Source organism: Dyella sp. NPDC103356 (assembly GCF_055584465.1).
The window spans coordinates 1-15,212 of record NZ_JBVJLZ010000016.1; the positions used below are offsets into that span (position 1 = coordinate 1).

Genomic DNA, 15,212 nt, shown 5'->3' on the forward strand with positions numbered 1-15,212 from the left:
GCTTGCACAGCAGTCTTGACTATCAATCGCCGGACAGTTTTGAGCGTATGCTCACGGTGACGATTTAAACCGTCCGAGAAATCGGGGGTAGTCCAACCTGACCCCATTAATTTCTTGAAAAAGTAACCTGACCCCATTAATTTCTTATAAGCAAACTTCAGCTTGCGGTTGCGCAGATATCGCAGGCGCCGACCAATATCGTCGACTGAGTGTTCGCACACCCAACATACGAGTTCGTGATAGCCATGGAAGTCTTCTTCCAGCTCCTTGGAGTACAGCTCGTGAGGGCAATGGAACGCGCGCCATTCGCGTCGCACCAGGCAAACGATGGTGATGAGGGCGCAGATGAGTTCCGCTGCCAGGCCGGTCCAGACATTGCATAGACCAGCCTTGCCGCCGATAAGCGTTCCGACAAGAGCAGAAGTACCTGCAACGATTCAGCCCACGAAAAGGACCAGCGCTCCAAAGCACCACCCAAAGTTATAACCCTCAACTGCGGAGTACGAAATATATGCTAGGTTACTTAATATTTTTCAAACACCAAAATGAATCCGACACCTCTAGAGCCACTTCTATCAATAGATTTAAGCATTCCATCTGGAGGCATCCAATTAAAACTATTGGCCTCGATATCCTTTTTATCTAAAAACTTCAGCTTCGACCTGTAGGCGTACGACATCAATGCTTCCGGATAATGCTTAAATGTCCTAACATGCAGAGATCCGCTATACCCTGGTATCTTAGTTAACCGATATTCATGACCAGGATCAATATCCGTTAATATTATAATAGCATTTGAATGTGCAACTCTTGCGATTTCAGAAATAACTTCGTTAATTTTCTTAACGTGCGAGAGCACTCTAGAACAAATTACAACGTCAAACGCCCCTGAACAAAATGGTATTTTTCGGGCATCAGCCTGCACTAGGTTTACATTTTTGCTTAAACGTGAACCCGCTTTTTTGAGCATTCCTTCGCTTATGTCGAGACCAACGCAATTCAACCCCCGAGCGCTTAACCTTTCGAGAAGAGCCCCTGTACCGCAACCCACGTCTAGAATAGACCGAGCACCACTAGGAATCAATGAAACTATCGTTGGCATCTCGTTTTCACGCCAAAACATTTGCCAATCCCAATCATCATACATTAACGCGCCCTGATTGTAGGCACTCCTTGGCTTCCACTCTGATTTGTCGCCTTTTTTTTTCAAGATATAAAACCACTCATCAGACAAGTTTATTACTTCGAATCATTTTTAGAATGCGCTCTCGAATCTCCATCGCCAGCCCTCACCGCCGAGCTTCCAGATGCAGCAGGGAAAAAAGTATGATTTGAAAGTTCCTTTAATACAGCGTCATGAATCTGATCCTTTATATCCGGAGATAAATAAGATTTAATCGTGGATGAAACACTCAAGATGGCGCCAACAACCACAATGACAAGCACCGCCCATCCAAATGTCCGCTTTAGGACTTTACTTGAATCTTGTTCAATATCATCCAGAAATTTCTTCCTCAATTCATTTGAAAAAGATTCCTGATTTTTCAATCCGTCGTCAAATAAGCTTTTTATTTTCTCATAGGTAGATTTCTTTTCTTCCTCAAAATTCTGTGACGCCCTGTCAAATTGCTCTGATAACTGAGCGATCTGAAGAAAAGAATGCGGCCCTGTTGCCATAAGGTCAACTAAATTCATATCGTAATTATCATCTTTTATATTTTTATCATACGGAACCTTTGCATCCTTATCCAATTGCATAAAAACAAGTTTGGCTACCGCTTGCTTTCTATGAATAACGGCGACTTCTTTTCCAAAATTAACAAATAAACAACTAAGGCAACCTTCATATCCGGGCTCAACCATACTCATATTGACAAGCATCAAACCTTTCCTGGATAGCGCATTCGTCTGCCACCAAAAAGCACAAATATTATTTGGCATCGACACTCGCCCCATAGTCCGTACCCAGACTAACTGACCTGGCTGGACTGCGTAGAACTCCCTTTTCTCCTTGCTATCAGTCCAGTCGAGGATTTCCTGGGTGGCTGGAACATATATTTTCCCTGCAGGAAAATGAAACGCGCAATACATTGCGTGTTCCGCCCCCACACCCGAAATTAAGCGCTTACTCGAAATCAAATCCCGAATTGTCTCATCACTTAATATAGCCATACTCCCCCCGAAATTATCTTACCAGCCACCAATGCTTTAAAAAAACAATCACCCAACCAGACTTATCTACATATTCCGCCGATACTCCCCACCCACATCATAAAGGGCATGGCTAATCTGCCCCAGCGAGTTGTACTTCACCGCTTCCATCAGCTGCTCGAACACATTTTTCCGCTCGCGGGCGGTGTTCTGTAGCGTCTTGAGGCTTTGCGGGGCGAGGTCGTTGCGGTTCTTGGCATAGGCCAGGACGTTGTCGATCTGCTGACCCTTTTCTTCTTCGGTACTGCGGATCAGCTCGATCTCGGTGGCGATTTCGCCGCCGTGGTCCTTGGGCAGGAAGGTGTTGACGCCGATCAGCGGGAGGCTGCCGTCGTGCTTCTTCTGCTCGTAGTACATCGACTCTTCTTGAATCTTGCCGCGCTGGTACATGGTGTCCATGGCGCCGAGTACGCCGCCGCGCTCGCTGATCGCCTCGAACTCCTTGTATACCGCTTCTTCGACCAGGTCGGTCAGTGCGTCGACGACGTAGCTGCCCTGCCAGGGGTTTTCGTTGAAGTTGAGGCCCAGCTCGCGGTTGATGATGAGCTGGATGGCCACGGCGCGGCGCACGCTTTCTTCGGTCGGCGTGGTGATCGCCTCATCGTATGCGTTGGTGTGCAGGCTGTTGCAGTTGTCGAACAACGCGTACAGCGCTTGCAGCGTGGTGCGGATGTCGTTGAACTGGATTTCCTGCGCGTGGAGCGAACGGCCGGAGGTCTGGATGTGGTACTTCATCATCTGGCTGCGTGCGCTGGCGCTGTAACGCTCGCGCATGGCGCGGGCCCAGATGCGGCGGGCGACGCGGCCAATGACGGTGTATTCCGGGTCCATGCCGTTGGAGAAGAAGAACGACAGGTTCGGCGCGAAGTCATCGATGTTCATGCCGCGCGCGAGGTAGTACTCGACGATGGTGAAGCCGTTGCTGAGTGTAAAGGCGAGCTGGCTGATCGGGTTGGCGCCGGCTTCGGCGATGTGATAACCCGAGATCGAGACCGAGTAGAAGTTGCGCACCTTGTGATCGACGAAGTACTGCTGGATATCGCCCATCATGCGCAGCGCGAATTCGGTCGAGAAGATGCAGGTGTTCTGTGCCTGGTCTTCTTTCAGGATATCGGCCTGCACGGTACCGCGTACGGTCTGCAGGGTTTCCTCTTTGATGCGCGCGTAGGTGTCGGCGTCGATGAGCTGGTCGCCGGTGATGCCGAGCAAGCCGAGGCCTAAGCCTTCGTTGCCTTTGGGCAACTCGCCGGAGTATTGCGGGCGCTTAGCCTGGGCGAAGAAGCCTTCGATCTTCTTTTGCGCATCGGCCCAGCGCTGCGGATCGGCCTTGAGGTATTTCTCCACGTTCTGATCGATCGCGGTGTTCATGTACATCGCGAGGATGATCGGCGCGGGGCCGTTGATGGTCATGGAGACGGAGCTGGACGGCGAGCTCAGGTCGAAACCGGAGTACAGCTTCTTCATGTCGTCGAGCGTGGCGACGTTGACGCCGGAGTTGCCGATCTTGCCGTAGATGTCCGGGCGCGGCGCCGGGTCTTCGCCGTACAGCGTGACCGAGTCGAATGCCGTGGACAGGCGCGTGGCGGCGCCGCCCTGGCTCAGGTAATGGAAGCGGCGGTTGGTGCGCTCGGGCGTGCCCTCGCCCGCGAACATGCGGGTGGGGTCTTCGCCGGTACGGCGATACGGGTAGACACCGCCGGTGTACGGGTAGTGGCCGGGGAGGTTTTCGCGCATCAGGAAGCGCAACTGATCGCCCCAGTCCTTGGTCTTGGGCGGGGATACTTTCGGGATCTTCTGATGGCTGAGCGATTCGCGGTAGTTGTCGACGCGAATCACCTTGTCGCGAACCTTGTATTCGTTGACCTCGTCGGTGACGGATTTGTACAGAGCCGGCCAGTCGCGCAGAAGGTGGATGGCTTCGCTGCTCAGCTCCTTGACGGCGGCGTTGTAGCGCTGACGCAACAACAACAAGGTGCGGTCGACCTTGATCTCGCCGCCTTCGACGACATCGTCGTGGCCGTAGCGCGACAGCGATTTCGGCAGCTTGTCGTCACCGAGATCCTTGAGCGATTCGTAATAATGCTGCGCCTTGCTGGCGTACTCGGCCTCGTGCTCGATGCCGCTGTTGATGCCGCGGCCCTGCTCGGCGATCTCGGCGAGATAGCGCACGCGTGCGCCCGGGATTAGCACGGTGGCGCGCGGCTCCTTCAACGACGTGTCGAGCTTGGGCTCCCAACGTTCGGCCGCGAGCGACAGCTTACCGCGCATCAATCGGCAAAGATTGGAGAACATCCAGGTCACACCCGGATCATTGAACTGGCTCGCAATGGTGGGATACACCGGCACGTCTTCGTCTTTCAGGGTGAAGGCGGTACGGTTGCGCTTCCACTGCTTGCGCACGTCACGCAGTGCATCTTCAGCGCCGCGCTTGTCGAACTTGTTGAGCACCACCAATTCGGCGAAATCGAGCATGTCGATTTTTTCGAGCTGGCTGGCCGCGCCGTAGTCGCTGGTCATCACATAGACGGGGAAGTCGACGAGATCGACGATTTCCGAATCGCTCTGGCCGATGCCGGCGGTTTCGACGATGACCAGATCGTAGGGCTGGCTCTTGAGGAAGTTGATGCAGTCATGCAGCACTTCGTTGGTCGCGGCGTGCTGGCGACGCGTCGCCATCGAGCGCATATAGACGCGATGGTTACGAAGCGAGTTCATGCGGATGCGATCGCCAAGCAAGGCACCGCCGCTGCGGCGACGGGTCGGGTCGACGGCGAGTACAGCGATGCGCATCTCCGGGAACGCATGCAGGAAGCGCAGCAGCAGTTCGTCCACTACCGATGACTTACCCGCGCCGCCGGTACCGGTCATGCCGAGCACGGGTGTGCTCTTGCCGGCCAGCGCCCATTCCTTGCGCAGGTGCGCCAGCTCGTTCTCGCCCAGGCGGCCTTCTTCGATGGCCGAGAGCATGTGGCCGATGCTGATCTCGTCCTTGACGTCGACCTTGGCCGGCGCCTGTTCCTGCGCATGCTTTGCGGCGGCGTTGCCGGTGCGCTGCATGACGTCTTCGATCATCTCGGTCAGGCCGAGCTTCATGCCGTCGTTGGGGTGGTAGATGCGCTCGACGCCATAGGCCTGAAGCTCGCGGATTTCCTCCGGGGTGATGGTGCCGCCACCGCCGCCGAACACGCGGATATGGGCCGCGCCGCGCTCCTTGAGCATGTCCACCATGTACTTGAAGTACTCGACATGACCACCCTGGTAGGACGACAGCGCGATCGCGTCGGCGTCTTCTTGCAGTGCAGCACGAACCACGTCTTCGACCGAGCGGTTATGGCCCAGGTGAATGACTTCCGCGCCCTGCGACTGAATGATGCGGCGCATGATATTGATCGCGGCGTCGTGCCCGTCGAACAGGCTGGCGGCGGTGACGAAACGCAACGGGGTCGTTTCGGACTGCGCAGCGGTGGCGGGGACGTGCTTGGCGGTGGAACTCATGGGGACTCCGGGGAGGGCGTGCGGTTAGCTAGCTGATTCTAATGCTTTGCGGGTTTCGGGGTCATGGGCCGGTACCGGCGCGGCGATTGTTGCAGTGCTGCATTTACCGAACCCGGTTAGGATCGTGTCGACCAAACCGGGGACATATCGTGGGGAACGTGAGCACAGATCAGATGGAGTTTCGATACTCCAAAGCCTACGTAGCCTGGTTCGGTTGGTTCATTCCCTGTCCCGCCATTTTCTTCAGCGCGGCTTACCTCCTCACCAGACACTCCCACTCCGCATTGCCACTTGGCGGCTACCTTTTCCTGTTGGCGGGAGCCACGGCGGCATGCGTGCTTGCTTACGCTTCGGTAATCAAGTGCCGTGTCCGGGTTACGCACTCCGATGTCCATATTCAACAACTGCTTTCCGAACGAAATATTCCGTTTTCGGAGATATCGGAAGTCAATCTTCTGCAAGGTGGAAAAGGCCCACGTATGCTCAAGCTGCTTGATCGCTCTCATAAGACATGGGCCGCCATCAGCGGCTCGCTTGAGAACTTCGATTCGCTAACGACGCTGATCAAGGAGCGAGCTACTGCTACAGGTGCGCTATATCGTTATCGGGATATGTGGGGGCGCTGGACCAGTTGACGGAACAATGGAAGGCGGCGCCACTCGTTTTCTTACTGCGAGAAATAGCCGAGCGCCAGGATCAACGGGAAAAACATGGCGATCATTATGCGCACGGCGTAAAGCCCGTATTTTACGAAGGGACCGAGCTCTACCCAGTCGCCGGGCAGGTCGGTATCGAAGATCATGCTTCGCTCGAAGGTTTTTCTTCGCAGACCGAACCAACGCTGTTCGTTGGCTTCATCGAAAAAATCCGGATAAACCGCGAGGATCTTTCTGCGCAGAAGTATCGTTAAGAGTAGACAGGCTCCAGCCCAGGAAAAGGCGAACCATGGAAGCCAGCTGGATGGCATGACTTGCGACACTCGCTCTGAGGGCTTTGGTTGCGAGGATTATACAGGCGGCCCAATTGCAGGGCGGCTTGGTGAGCCCTTGAAAAGCCCCCTATTCGTCATCCCGGCGCAGGCCGGGATCTATTCCTCAACGCAGATGCTTGCCACACGTCATCTGACGAGCGGGGACTGAGGATTGGATCCCGGCCTGCGCCGGGATGACGAAATAGGAGAGGATTTTTCGAGATCGGCCGTTACACACAAAGCGGCAGATTCGTCGAACCCACCACGCGCTCGCCCACCACTTCGCCGCGAATAAACGCCAGCGATGCCTTGATCACTTCCGGCGCATCGAGCACACGGTGATGGCCCAACCCTTGGGTGGTAAGCAAACGCGAGCTTTGCCAATAACGCGCATAACGCTCGCCCTCGCCCCACGGCACATCGGCATCTTCCAGATCGTGCACGATCAAGCCGGGTTGGCCGAGTTTCGCCAGGTGCTGGTGAACTTGCAGGTCAGCCACAGGCACGCCGGTACGACGCTCAAGCCAGCCCAGGAAAGGATTGAGAAGGTGTTGACCCAGGCGCACAAAACGAAAGAAGCGCGAGGCCGCATCCGTCATGTCAGCAGCCGGTGCGATCAGGATCAGGCGCCTGGCGTGCCAGCATTCGTCTTGCGCCAGCGCCAAGGCCGCGCCGCCCAACGAATGCCCGATGGCAAGTTCGGCAGGCCCGTAGTGCTTACCCACGGCGCGAATGGTCTCAATGAAATCGGGCAAGGTGCACAGCTTGCCGCCGCTGTTGCCATGGCCTGGCTGATCGAAACTGACAATGGCGTAGCCCAGTTCGCGTAGCTGCGTGATCCAGGGCAGATAACGCAGGCCGAAGCTGGACCAGCCGTGCACAAGCAACACATACGGCTGCTTCACGGGGTCGCCCCAAACGTAGGTGGCGATGGTTTCGCCTTTGACCTCAAGCGTGCCGCGCTGCATCTCGGCATCGGCGTTTGCCGCTTTTGCGCGCGTACGGCTGCTGGCGAATGGCGTTGCGAAAAGCAGGGCCGCGCTTTTGGCGGTGCGCTTGGGCGCAATGCGGCCACCGACAACAAAACCGGCGCGTACGACGCCGAGCTTGAACTTCATCTTTGCGCTGGCATGCGCATGTGCGTTCGCCTTAGCCATGATGGCGCTCCACGGTGGTTTGATAACTGCCAAGCAGTCGGTTGAAGGCTGCATCCGTGCGCTGGCTGGCTTCCTCGTAGCCAAACAAGCCAGCGTCGTGATGCAGGCCAAGCATCAATGCGTAGATTTCGAAAGCGAACTGTTCGGCCTCGGTGTCGGCGTCGAGCTGTTTCAGTTCCACGGCCTGGCCGATCGCGCGCTGCATCTGCTCGCGCCAGCCGCGCTGCTGCTTGAGGATGGCTTCGCGCAACGGGCCTTCGCGGCCGTCGTATTCGCCCACGGCGCTCAGCAACACGCAGCCGCTCTGATGGATGTGCCCCCACTCCTTCCAGTGGCGAACCATCGCGCGCAGGCGCGGCAAGCCGCGCGGCTCCAGCAGCGCCGGACGCAGAATGCTGCCCACGAAACGCGCCTCTACCCATTGCAACACGGCAAGTTGCAGTTCTTCACGCGAACCGAAGTGGGCGAAGAGTCCACTCTTGGACATGCCCACGTCCTGGGCCAGGCTGCCGATGGACAGCCCTTCCAGGCCGTCCTTCCGGGCCAGCTCATAGGCGTGCTCGAGGATGGTTTCGCGGGTCGTAGCGCGCTTGCCCGTGGCGGTTGCAGTCGTCATGGACGAAAAATAGCACGATCGTTCGTTCTTTTCCAGATGAACGTGTCAGACAGGTCGCTCGCTCCAAGCTGAACGAGCTCGGGAAATATCGTCAACAGCTGACAGAAACCTACGTTCTCTCGCTTACCGCACATCGCGGTCGACATAAGAATCAGGAGATTTCATGAACCCGCTCATTCGCAAGCTTGCTCTAGTCGCAGGTCTGGGACTGGCCCTGGGCAGCGCTGTCTACGTGCCGCCGGCAGCTGCGCGCGAAGTCATCGTGCAGGTGGGCGTCGCCCCGCCGCCGCCACGTTTCGAACGCGTCCCGGTGGCACGCCCTGGCTGGGTCTGGGCGCCGGGTTATTGGGCATGGCGCGGCCCGCGGGTCGGCCACGTGTGGATCGGCGGTCATTGGGAGCGCGTGCGCCGCGGCTATATCTATCGTCCCGCCGGCTGGGTGCGTTACGGCAACGGCTGGCGCTTCCGTGACGGTTACTGGGGTCGTTAAGGGGCTAACGGGCGCCACCTTGTCTGGTGGCGCCCGCTTTTGTAAGAACTTGTAATTACCGCAAAAACATCCGCCCGGTAACGTCAAGTTGCCGCAAGCGCCTTTCGCTTGAATACAGCGACTTTCCAAAGGGAACTGTGCATGACCATTCGATATGTTGCGCTCGGTGCGCTGATGCTGCTTGCCAGCGGCTGTGTTGAAGAACGCGTAGTGCACGACCGGCCGCCGCCGCGCCGCGAAGTCATCGTCGAACAGCCGGTGCAGCGGGAATATGTGGAAGAAGTGATTGCGCCGCAGCCGCCACCGGAGCGGGTTGTGGAGGTCGAGCCCGCATATCGCCCGGGTTACGTGTGGGCACGCGGGTATTGGCACTGGAATGGGCGCGAATACGTGGCGGCGCCCGGGCATTGGGAAGTGGTGCGGCCGGGGTACCACTACGTGCATCCGCATTGGGAGCAAGGGCATGGCGGGTGGCATTTCCGGGCTGGTGTCTGGGTTGCGGGCTGAGGTTTGAGGGTCTAAGAGCGCCCCTTTCCCCTGGCTTAGCCGGGGGAGAGGGTTGGGGTGAGGGGGTTCTTGCTGCGCCGCGAAAGCACTTCCCCCGGCGACGTATTAAACTTGTCGAAATGAGTTCATCGCCCCGGCCCTGGCCGGGGCTTTGAGTTTCAGGCATACCCCTTGGCGGGGAAGCTCCAAGCCCACCCCCGCCGCCATCCTGCGTGCCATCCCCATGGCACCGAAAAAACGTGGAGTCTGCGTTCCAATGATTTTCGAAACCATCGCCAAGACCGGGCATGAAGAGGTTGTCTTCTGCCACAACCAGGACGCCGGTTTGAAGGCGATCATCGCGATTCATAACACCGTGCTGGGTCCGGCACTGGGCGGCCTGCGCATGTGGCCGTACAAGACCGAGCAGGATGCGGTCAACGACGTGCTGCGCCTGTCGCGCGGCATGACCTACAAGAACGCCGTGGCCGGTCTGAACCTGGGCGGCGGCAAGGCAGTGATCATCGGCGACCCGTCGAAGGACAAGTCCGAAGCGCTGTTCCGCGCCTTCGGCCGCTTCGTCAATTCGCTCAACGGCCGCTATATCACCGCCGAAGACGTCGGTATCGACGTCAACGACATGGAATACGTGTTCCGTGAAACCGAATACGTGACCGGCGTGCACCAGGTGCATGGCGGCTCGGGCGACCCGTCGCCGTTCACCGCGTTCGGCACGCTGCAGGGCCTGATGGCCGCGCTGCAGGTCAAGCACGGCAACGAAGACGTGGGCAAGTACAGCTACGCCGTGCAGGGTGCCGGCCACGTGGGCAGCGAGTTCATCAAGCTCCTGCGCGAACAGGGCGCCAAGGTGTTCGTCACCGACATCAACAAGGATGCGGTGCAGCGCTGCGTCGACGAGCTGGGCTGCGAAGCGGTGGGCCTGGACGAGATCTATGACGTCGACGCCGACGTCTACTCGCCTTGCGCGCTGGGCGGCACGCTCAACGAGCAGACCATCGACCGCATCAAGGCAAAGATCGTCTGCGGCGCGGCCAACAACCAGCTGGCCACCGATGCGATCGGCGACGAGCTGACCCGTCGTGGCGTGCTGTACGCCCCCGACTACGCCGTCAACGCCGGTGGCGTGATGAACGTGTCGCTGGAAATCGACGGCTACAACCGCGAGCGCGCCATGCGCATGATGCGCACGATCTACTACAACCTGGGCCGCATCTTCGAGATCTCCAAGGCCGAGAACGTGCCGACCTACAAGGCCGCCGACCGCCTCGCCGAAGAGCGCATCAGCGCGATCGGCAAGATCAAGCTGCCGCATATGGGCAATGGTGGCACCCGCTTCGCCGGCCGCATGCGCGGTCAGTAATCGGTTCGCCAGGTAGCCTCGAAACGCCGGCTCCGTGCCGGCGTTTTTTCTTGCGATCCATGGAGATGGCGGCGTCTCAGGCGGCCATGACTTAAGACCCAAATCGCTGCATGTGCGAAGAACTCTGCTAAAATCTTCACAGAAACATCATTTTGTAGGCCTTCCCCTACAAAGTGCTTGTCGTAGCGGGTGTATTTGGGGGGTCCGCTCCGCGGACGAATATTTACGAAGCGCCGGGCGGCCTGATGGCTGCGGGGACGTCGTTGTGCCGGATTTTGGGGCCGCCAAAAGGATGAGAGCTGTCGCCGAAACAGCCGCCATGGCACGCCACACGGACGGTACGAGTAAGGACAGGTTGGAAAGTTTATGAGCACGATCATGGCCACCGGCATCAGCGACGAAGACATCCTGCTGCGTCTCAAGGATGTGTTGCGCGATACCTTCGAAATCGACCCGGCGCGCGTCACACCCGACACGCACCTGTTCACCGATCTGGAGCTGGACAGCATCGACGCTGTCGATCTGGCGATCCAGGTGCAGGACATGACCGGCACGCGCATCAAGCCCGAGGATTTCAAGAACGTACGTACGGTCAGCGACGTGGTCGCGACGGTGCGTGCCCTGCTCAATCGCTGAGCGTCGGCATGCTTGCGGCCACGTCCGCTCACGCCGCCGTCAGCCTTGCGGCGTTTCGTCCCTGCGCGCTGATTCCGATCTACAACCATAAAGACACGATCGCCGCCACCGCGCAGGCGCTGCGTGCGCATGGCTTGCCGGTCGTGATCGTCGACGATGGCAGCAACGAGGCCACTCGCGTGGTGCTCGATGCGTTGTCCGCGCAAGATACGAACATCACCTTGCTGCGCCTGCCCTATAACCAGGGCAAGGGCCGTGCGCTGACCACCGGCATGCTGGCGGCGCACAAGGCAGGTTTTAGCCATGCGCTGCAGATCGACGCCGACGGCCAGCACGATCCGGCCGACGTGCCGCGCTTTCTGGCCGAAGGGCTGGTCGCGCCCGATGCGATGGTTTGCGGCCAGCCGATCTACGACGACAGCGTGCCGCGCGCACGGCTTTACGGTCGTTATGTCACGCATGTTTGCGTATGGGCTGAAACGCTGTCCCTGCAGTTGCGCGATTCGATGTGCGGCTACCGGCTTTATCCGCTGAACGAAACCTGTGCGGAAATCGCCCGCCATGCTCCGCCCGCGCGGATGGATTTCGACACGGAAATCGCCGTACGCCTGATGTGGCGCGGCGTACCTGTACGCAACCTGCCTACGCGGGTGATCTATCCGGAAAATGGGCTTTCGCATTTCCGCATGCTGCGCGATAACCTCCGTATCTCAGCCATGCATACGCGGCTGCTGCTGGGCATGCTGCCTCGCGCACCGGGGCTGTTATGGCGTAAACGACGGAGTACCGCATGCGCCGCTTGATCGTTCTTTTCTTGTTGTTGTTCGTATGCCTTGGCGTGCATGCGCAAGCTGCCGACCAGACCTTGCTGAAAAGCGCGCTCGATCAACTGGCCAGTCACCCGCAGGTGCGCGCCGACTTCGAGCAGAAACGCGACAACCCCGCGCTAGCCACGCCGCAGATCAGCCGCGGCAAGCTGTTGTTCGTGATCGGCCACGGCATGCTGTGGCAGACCACTGACCCCTACCAGGAAACGCTTGCCTTGACCGGCGCACGCACCGCGCGCGTCGACGATCAGGGCCATCTGCAAACCGTGCGTAACGGTGATCGCGGCGTGGCGCAGGTCTCGCAGATGCTGCAAGGCATGCTGGCGGGCAAACCGGACGAAGCGCTGCGCCAGTTCAATGTGCAGGCCGAGGGCACGCCGGCCAAATGGACGCTGCGCTTCACACCGAAGCAGGCGCGCATGGCACGCGTGCTCACCAGCATCACGCTCGATGGCGGCCAGTTTCTCGATGGCATCGGCATTGCTCTGCAAAGCGGCGAGAACACCGCTATCCGCTTCAGCAATACGCGCGCGGCAGGCTCCTTGAGCGAGCTGGAACAGCGCGCACTCGGCAGCCCATGACGGCGCCGGTTCTGCGCCGCCGGGCGATCGGCTTTGCCCTGGTTGCCGTCGGCATTGCATTGCTGGGCGCATGGCTGGTGTTCGGGCGCGGCAACATACCGATTCAAACCGACCTGCTGGCGATGCTGCCGGCTACGGAACGCCATCCACTGGCCGAAGCGGCCGTCGAACAACTGACTCATGCCAATGGCGATCGCATCGTGCTGCTGGTCGAGGACGCCGACGACGACACCGCCAAGGATGCCGCACGCAAGCTGGGCCAGTCGCTGGCCAAGGACAAGGTGTTTCGCTCGGTAACCGCCGAACTGCCACCGTTCGATCTCGATCAGCTGCTGTCGCCGTACTTGGTCCATCGCTTTCATCTGCTGACCGATGGCGACCGCAGCGCGATCGGCGCACCGGGTTATGACGCCGCACAAATCCTGGCAAGGCGGCTCAACGAGCCCTTCCTGGCCGGCGTCGGCGTGAAACTGCAGGACGATCCATTCGGCTGGCTGCAGCACTGGCTGCAACAGCAGCCGTGGAGTCGATCGCCGCTATTGCCCGAAGACGATCTGCTGGTCGCGCATCAGAACGATCGCACCTACGTGCTGGTCACGGCGGATTTGAACGGCTCGTCGTACGACGACACCGTGCAGCAGCCGGCATTGGCCGCGCTTGCCACGGCCGAACAAGCGCTCAAGCACGATTATCCCAGCGTGAAACTCTCGCGTGCCGGCGCACTGTTCTACGCCGCTGCCGCGCGCGCCGATGCCGAACATGACGTGCACATGGTCAGCATCATCTCGACGCTGGGCATCGGGCTATTGCTGCTTTGGGTGTTCCGCTCGCCAGGCCCCTTGCTGTTGGCGTTTCTGTCGACGGCCATCGGCGTGGTGACCGCGCTGACGTTGACGCTGCTGGTATTCGGCCAGGTCCATTTGCTGACGTTGGTGTTCGGCGCGGCGTTGCTTGGCGAAGCGGTGGATTACTCGATTCAGTACCTCAGCGCGCGCGCCAATGCCGGCACGTCATGGGATGCCGCACGTGGCTCGCGCCAGGTGCGCCCTGCCTTGTTGCTGGCCCTGGGCACTTCGCTGCTCGGCTATGCGTTGCTCGGTCTGATGCCCTTCCCTGCTCTGCGGCAGATGGCGGTGTTCGCCATGGCCGGCATGCTTGCCGCGTGCGTCAGCGTGTTCTGGCTGCTGCCCGCCTTACTGCAGAAACCGACCAAACCGATGTCGCCACGACTGGTGACCTTGGCCAGCGGTTTGCAGCGCCTAGCCGGTCGCGCCGGCTGGCCGGCGTTTGTCGTCCTGATCGTGATCGCATTGCCGGGCTGGTGGCGGCTGGGCCACGACGACGATATCCATCTGCTGATTTCGCCGCCCGCCAGCGTGACCGAACAAGAAGCGCATATCCGCGATATCACCGGCCTGGGCAACGGCACGCAGTTCTATCTCGTGCACGGCGACACGGCCGAACAAACCTTGCAGCGCGAAGAAGCACTCGATGCGCGGCTGCAGGCCATGGTCGACAAAGGGACGTTGCAAAGCTGGCTCGGCATCGCGGTGATGCTGCCCTCGCAGCAGCGCCAGCAGGCCAATAGGGCCGCCTTGGCGCCGCTGTTCGCGCAGCCGGACAAGCTCAAGGCGATGCTGCAAAACGCGGGTTTTCGCCAGGATGCCATCGACGCGTATGTCGGAGCCTGGCCAGGTACGCCGCTGACTATCCAGGAATGGATGAAGCTGCCGATATCCACCCCATTCCGATATCTGTGGATGGTCGATGAAAATCATGGCTTCGGCGCACTGGTCGTGCCACAAGGACAAGAAGACGTCGCGCTGCTGCGCGCCGCCGCCGAAGGCCTGCCCGGCGTGGAGTTGATCGACAAGCCGGCCAGCGTGTCGAACCTGTTCGGTCGTTACCGCCACTACGCCAGCCTCTGGCTGCTGGCCGCGCTGGTGTTGATCGCGCCGGTATTCGGCTGGCGCTACGGCTGGCGGCAGATGCCGCGTGTCATGGCGCCGCCGGTGTTCGGCATCGGCCTGACCCTGGCCGCGCTGGGCTATCTCGGCCAGCCGTTGACGCTGTTCCACTGGATGGCCTTGATGCTCGTCCTGGGCGTGGGTGCCAACTACGCGGTATTCATGCAGGAAGGCGAGCCGCATACGCGGCATCTGCCCGGCGCCACGTTTACCAGCGTACTGCTGTCGGCGGTCACCGCCTTGCTGTCGTTTGGACTGCTGGCGATCAGCTCGATGCCGGCGCTACAACATTTTGGACTCACGCTGCTGCTTGGCATCGGCATCACCGTGGTGATGGTGCCGATGAGCTTGGGGCGTGAAAAGAGCACATGATGGAAATCATTCTGGGGAGCCGA

Annotated in this window: 15 protein-coding genes; 8 read left to right on the top strand and 7 right to left on the bottom strand. The window is 59.3% G+C overall.

What is annotated here, in order from left to right; translation table 11 throughout:
• The 4 genes from ACZ6WW_RS22810 to ACZ6WW_RS22825 form a co-directional block, all read right to left on the bottom strand.
• The coding region (locus ACZ6WW_RS22810; RefSeq protein WP_465276245.1) for a hypothetical protein at nt 1-317 on the bottom strand (317 nt) is incomplete at its 3' end.
• 206 nt (nt 318-523) lie between these two features.
• The gene (locus tag ACZ6WW_RS22815; protein WP_465276246.1) at nt 524-1,234 is read right to left on the bottom strand and encodes a class I SAM-dependent methyltransferase; all 711 of its coding nucleotides are present in this window, start codon (nt 1,232-1,234) and stop codon (nt 524-526) included.
• A gap of 5 nt (nt 1,235-1,239) precedes the next feature.
• A complete protein-coding gene (locus ACZ6WW_RS22820) occupies nt 1,240-2,172 on the bottom strand; it encodes a dCTP deaminase domain-containing protein (protein WP_465276247.1) in 933 nt (310 codons plus the stop codon).
• A 66-nt stretch (nt 2,173-2,238) separates the two neighbouring features.
• The gene (locus tag ACZ6WW_RS22825; RefSeq protein WP_465276248.1) at nt 2,239-5,706 is read right to left on the bottom strand and encodes a methylmalonyl-CoA mutase family protein; all 3,468 of its coding nucleotides are present in this window, start codon (nt 5,704-5,706) and stop codon (nt 2,239-2,241) included.
• Nucleotides 5,707-5,864: 158 nt separating this feature from the next.
• Here ACZ6WW_RS22825 and ACZ6WW_RS22830 point away from each other — a divergent pair, with 158 nt between their 5' ends.
• Nucleotides 5,865-6,341 (top strand): hypothetical protein, encoded by a 477-nt coding sequence (locus ACZ6WW_RS22830; RefSeq protein WP_465276249.1) that lies wholly within the window; start codon nt 5,865-5,867, stop codon nt 6,339-6,341.
• A gap of 32 nt (nt 6,342-6,373) precedes the next feature.
• Here ACZ6WW_RS22830 and ACZ6WW_RS22835 read toward each other — a convergent pair whose 3' ends face one another.
• From ACZ6WW_RS22835 to ACZ6WW_RS22845, 3 genes are all read right to left on the bottom strand, one after another.
• Nucleotides 6,374-6,673 carry a hypothetical protein gene (locus tag ACZ6WW_RS22835; RefSeq protein WP_465276250.1) on the bottom strand — a complete coding sequence of 100 codons (300 nt, stop codon included), beginning with the start codon at nt 6,671-6,673 and terminating at the stop codon, nt 6,374-6,376.
• Between the two features lie 233 nt (nt 6,674-6,906).
• The gene (locus ACZ6WW_RS22840) at nt 6,907-7,833 is read right to left on the bottom strand and encodes an alpha/beta hydrolase (protein WP_465276251.1); all 927 of its coding nucleotides are present in this window, start codon (nt 7,831-7,833) and stop codon (nt 6,907-6,909) included.
• Nucleotides 7,826-8,449: a TetR/AcrR family transcriptional regulator gene (locus ACZ6WW_RS22845; protein ID WP_465276252.1), complete on the bottom strand. Its 624-nt coding sequence runs from the start codon at nt 8,447-8,449 to the stop codon at nt 7,826-7,828. The genes ACZ6WW_RS22840 and ACZ6WW_RS22845 overlap by 8 nt, the downstream gene beginning before the upstream one ends.
• 163 nt (nt 8,450-8,612) lie before the next feature.
• On the opposite strand from ACZ6WW_RS22845, the gene ACZ6WW_RS22850 reads away from it, so the two are divergent.
• The 7 genes from ACZ6WW_RS22850 (at nt 8,613) to ACZ6WW_RS22880 (ending at nt 15,189) form a co-directional block, all read left to right on the top strand.
• Nucleotides 8,613-8,939 (top strand): YXWGXW repeat-containing protein, encoded by a 327-nt coding sequence (locus tag ACZ6WW_RS22850; protein ID WP_465276253.1) that lies wholly within the window; start codon nt 8,613-8,615, stop codon nt 8,937-8,939.
• Between the two features lie 141 nt (nt 8,940-9,080).
• Nucleotides 9,081-9,446: a YXWGXW repeat-containing protein gene (locus ACZ6WW_RS22855; protein WP_465276254.1), complete on the top strand. Its 366-nt coding sequence runs from the start codon at nt 9,081-9,083 to the stop codon at nt 9,444-9,446.
• 256 nt (nt 9,447-9,702) lie between these two features.
• A complete protein-coding gene (locus ACZ6WW_RS22860) occupies nt 9,703-10,806 on the top strand; it encodes a Glu/Leu/Phe/Val dehydrogenase dimerization domain-containing protein (protein WP_281849571.1) in 1,104 nt (367 codons plus the stop codon).
• Nucleotides 10,807-11,172: 366 nt separating this feature from the next.
• On the top strand, nt 11,173-11,442 hold the full coding sequence (locus tag ACZ6WW_RS22865; RefSeq protein WP_465276255.1) for an acyl carrier protein: 270 nt from the start codon (nt 11,173-11,175) through the stop codon (nt 11,440-11,442).
• An 8-nt stretch (nt 11,443-11,450) separates the two neighbouring features.
• Nucleotides 11,451-12,245 (top strand): glycosyltransferase family 2 protein, encoded by a 795-nt coding sequence (locus tag ACZ6WW_RS22870; RefSeq protein ID WP_465276256.1) that lies wholly within the window; start codon nt 11,451-11,453, stop codon nt 12,243-12,245.
• A complete protein-coding gene (locus ACZ6WW_RS22875; RefSeq protein WP_465276257.1) occupies nt 12,233-12,850 on the top strand; it encodes a LolA family protein in 618 nt (205 codons plus the stop codon). The genes ACZ6WW_RS22870 and ACZ6WW_RS22875 overlap by 13 nt, the downstream gene beginning before the upstream one ends.
• Nucleotides 12,847-15,189, top strand: coding sequence for an MMPL family transporter (locus ACZ6WW_RS22880; RefSeq protein ID WP_465276258.1), 2,343 nt, complete (start codon nt 12,847-12,849; stop codon nt 15,187-15,189). Before ACZ6WW_RS22875 ends, ACZ6WW_RS22880 begins: the two co-directional genes overlap by 4 nt.
• Nucleotides 15,190-15,212: the final 23 nt, after the last annotated feature.

What these genes read in the sequence shown, in the direction of transcription:
- ACZ6WW_RS22850 (WP_465276253.1), top strand. Translation starts at nt 8,613, where the DNA reads ATGAACCCGCTCATTCGCAAGCTTGCTCTAGTCGCAGGTCTGGGACTG.
- ACZ6WW_RS22820 (WP_465276247.1), bottom strand. Translation starts at nt 2,172, where the DNA reads ATGGCTATATTAAGTGATGAGACAATTCGGGATTTGATTTCGAGTAAG.
- ACZ6WW_RS22880 (WP_465276258.1), top strand. Translation starts at nt 12,847, where the DNA reads ATGACGGCGCCGGTTCTGCGCCGCCGGGCGATCGGCTTTGCCCTGGTT.
- ACZ6WW_RS22825 (WP_465276248.1), bottom strand. Translation starts at nt 5,706, where the DNA reads ATGAGTTCCACCGCCAAGCACGTCCCCGCCACCGCTGCGCAGTCCGAA.
- ACZ6WW_RS22855 (WP_465276254.1), top strand. Translation starts at nt 9,081, where the DNA reads ATGACCATTCGATATGTTGCGCTCGGTGCGCTGATGCTGCTTGCCAGC.
- ACZ6WW_RS22865 (WP_465276255.1), top strand. Translation starts at nt 11,173, where the DNA reads ATGAGCACGATCATGGCCACCGGCATCAGCGACGAAGACATCCTGCTG.
- ACZ6WW_RS22870 (WP_465276256.1), top strand. Translation starts at nt 11,451, where the DNA reads ATGCTTGCGGCCACGTCCGCTCACGCCGCCGTCAGCCTTGCGGCGTTT.
- ACZ6WW_RS22840 (WP_465276251.1), bottom strand. Translation starts at nt 7,833, where the DNA reads ATGGCTAAGGCGAACGCACATGCGCATGCCAGCGCAAAGATGAAGTTC.
- ACZ6WW_RS22875 (WP_465276257.1), top strand. Translation starts at nt 12,233, where the DNA reads ATGCGCCGCTTGATCGTTCTTTTCTTGTTGTTGTTCGTATGCCTTGGC.
- ACZ6WW_RS22835 (WP_465276250.1), bottom strand. Translation starts at nt 6,673, where the DNA reads ATGCCATCCAGCTGGCTTCCATGGTTCGCCTTTTCCTGGGCTGGAGCC.
- ACZ6WW_RS22845 (WP_465276252.1), bottom strand. Translation starts at nt 8,449, where the DNA reads ATGACGACTGCAACCGCCACGGGCAAGCGCGCTACGACCCGCGAAACC.
- ACZ6WW_RS22860 (WP_281849571.1), top strand. Translation starts at nt 9,703, where the DNA reads ATGATTTTCGAAACCATCGCCAAGACCGGGCATGAAGAGGTTGTCTTC.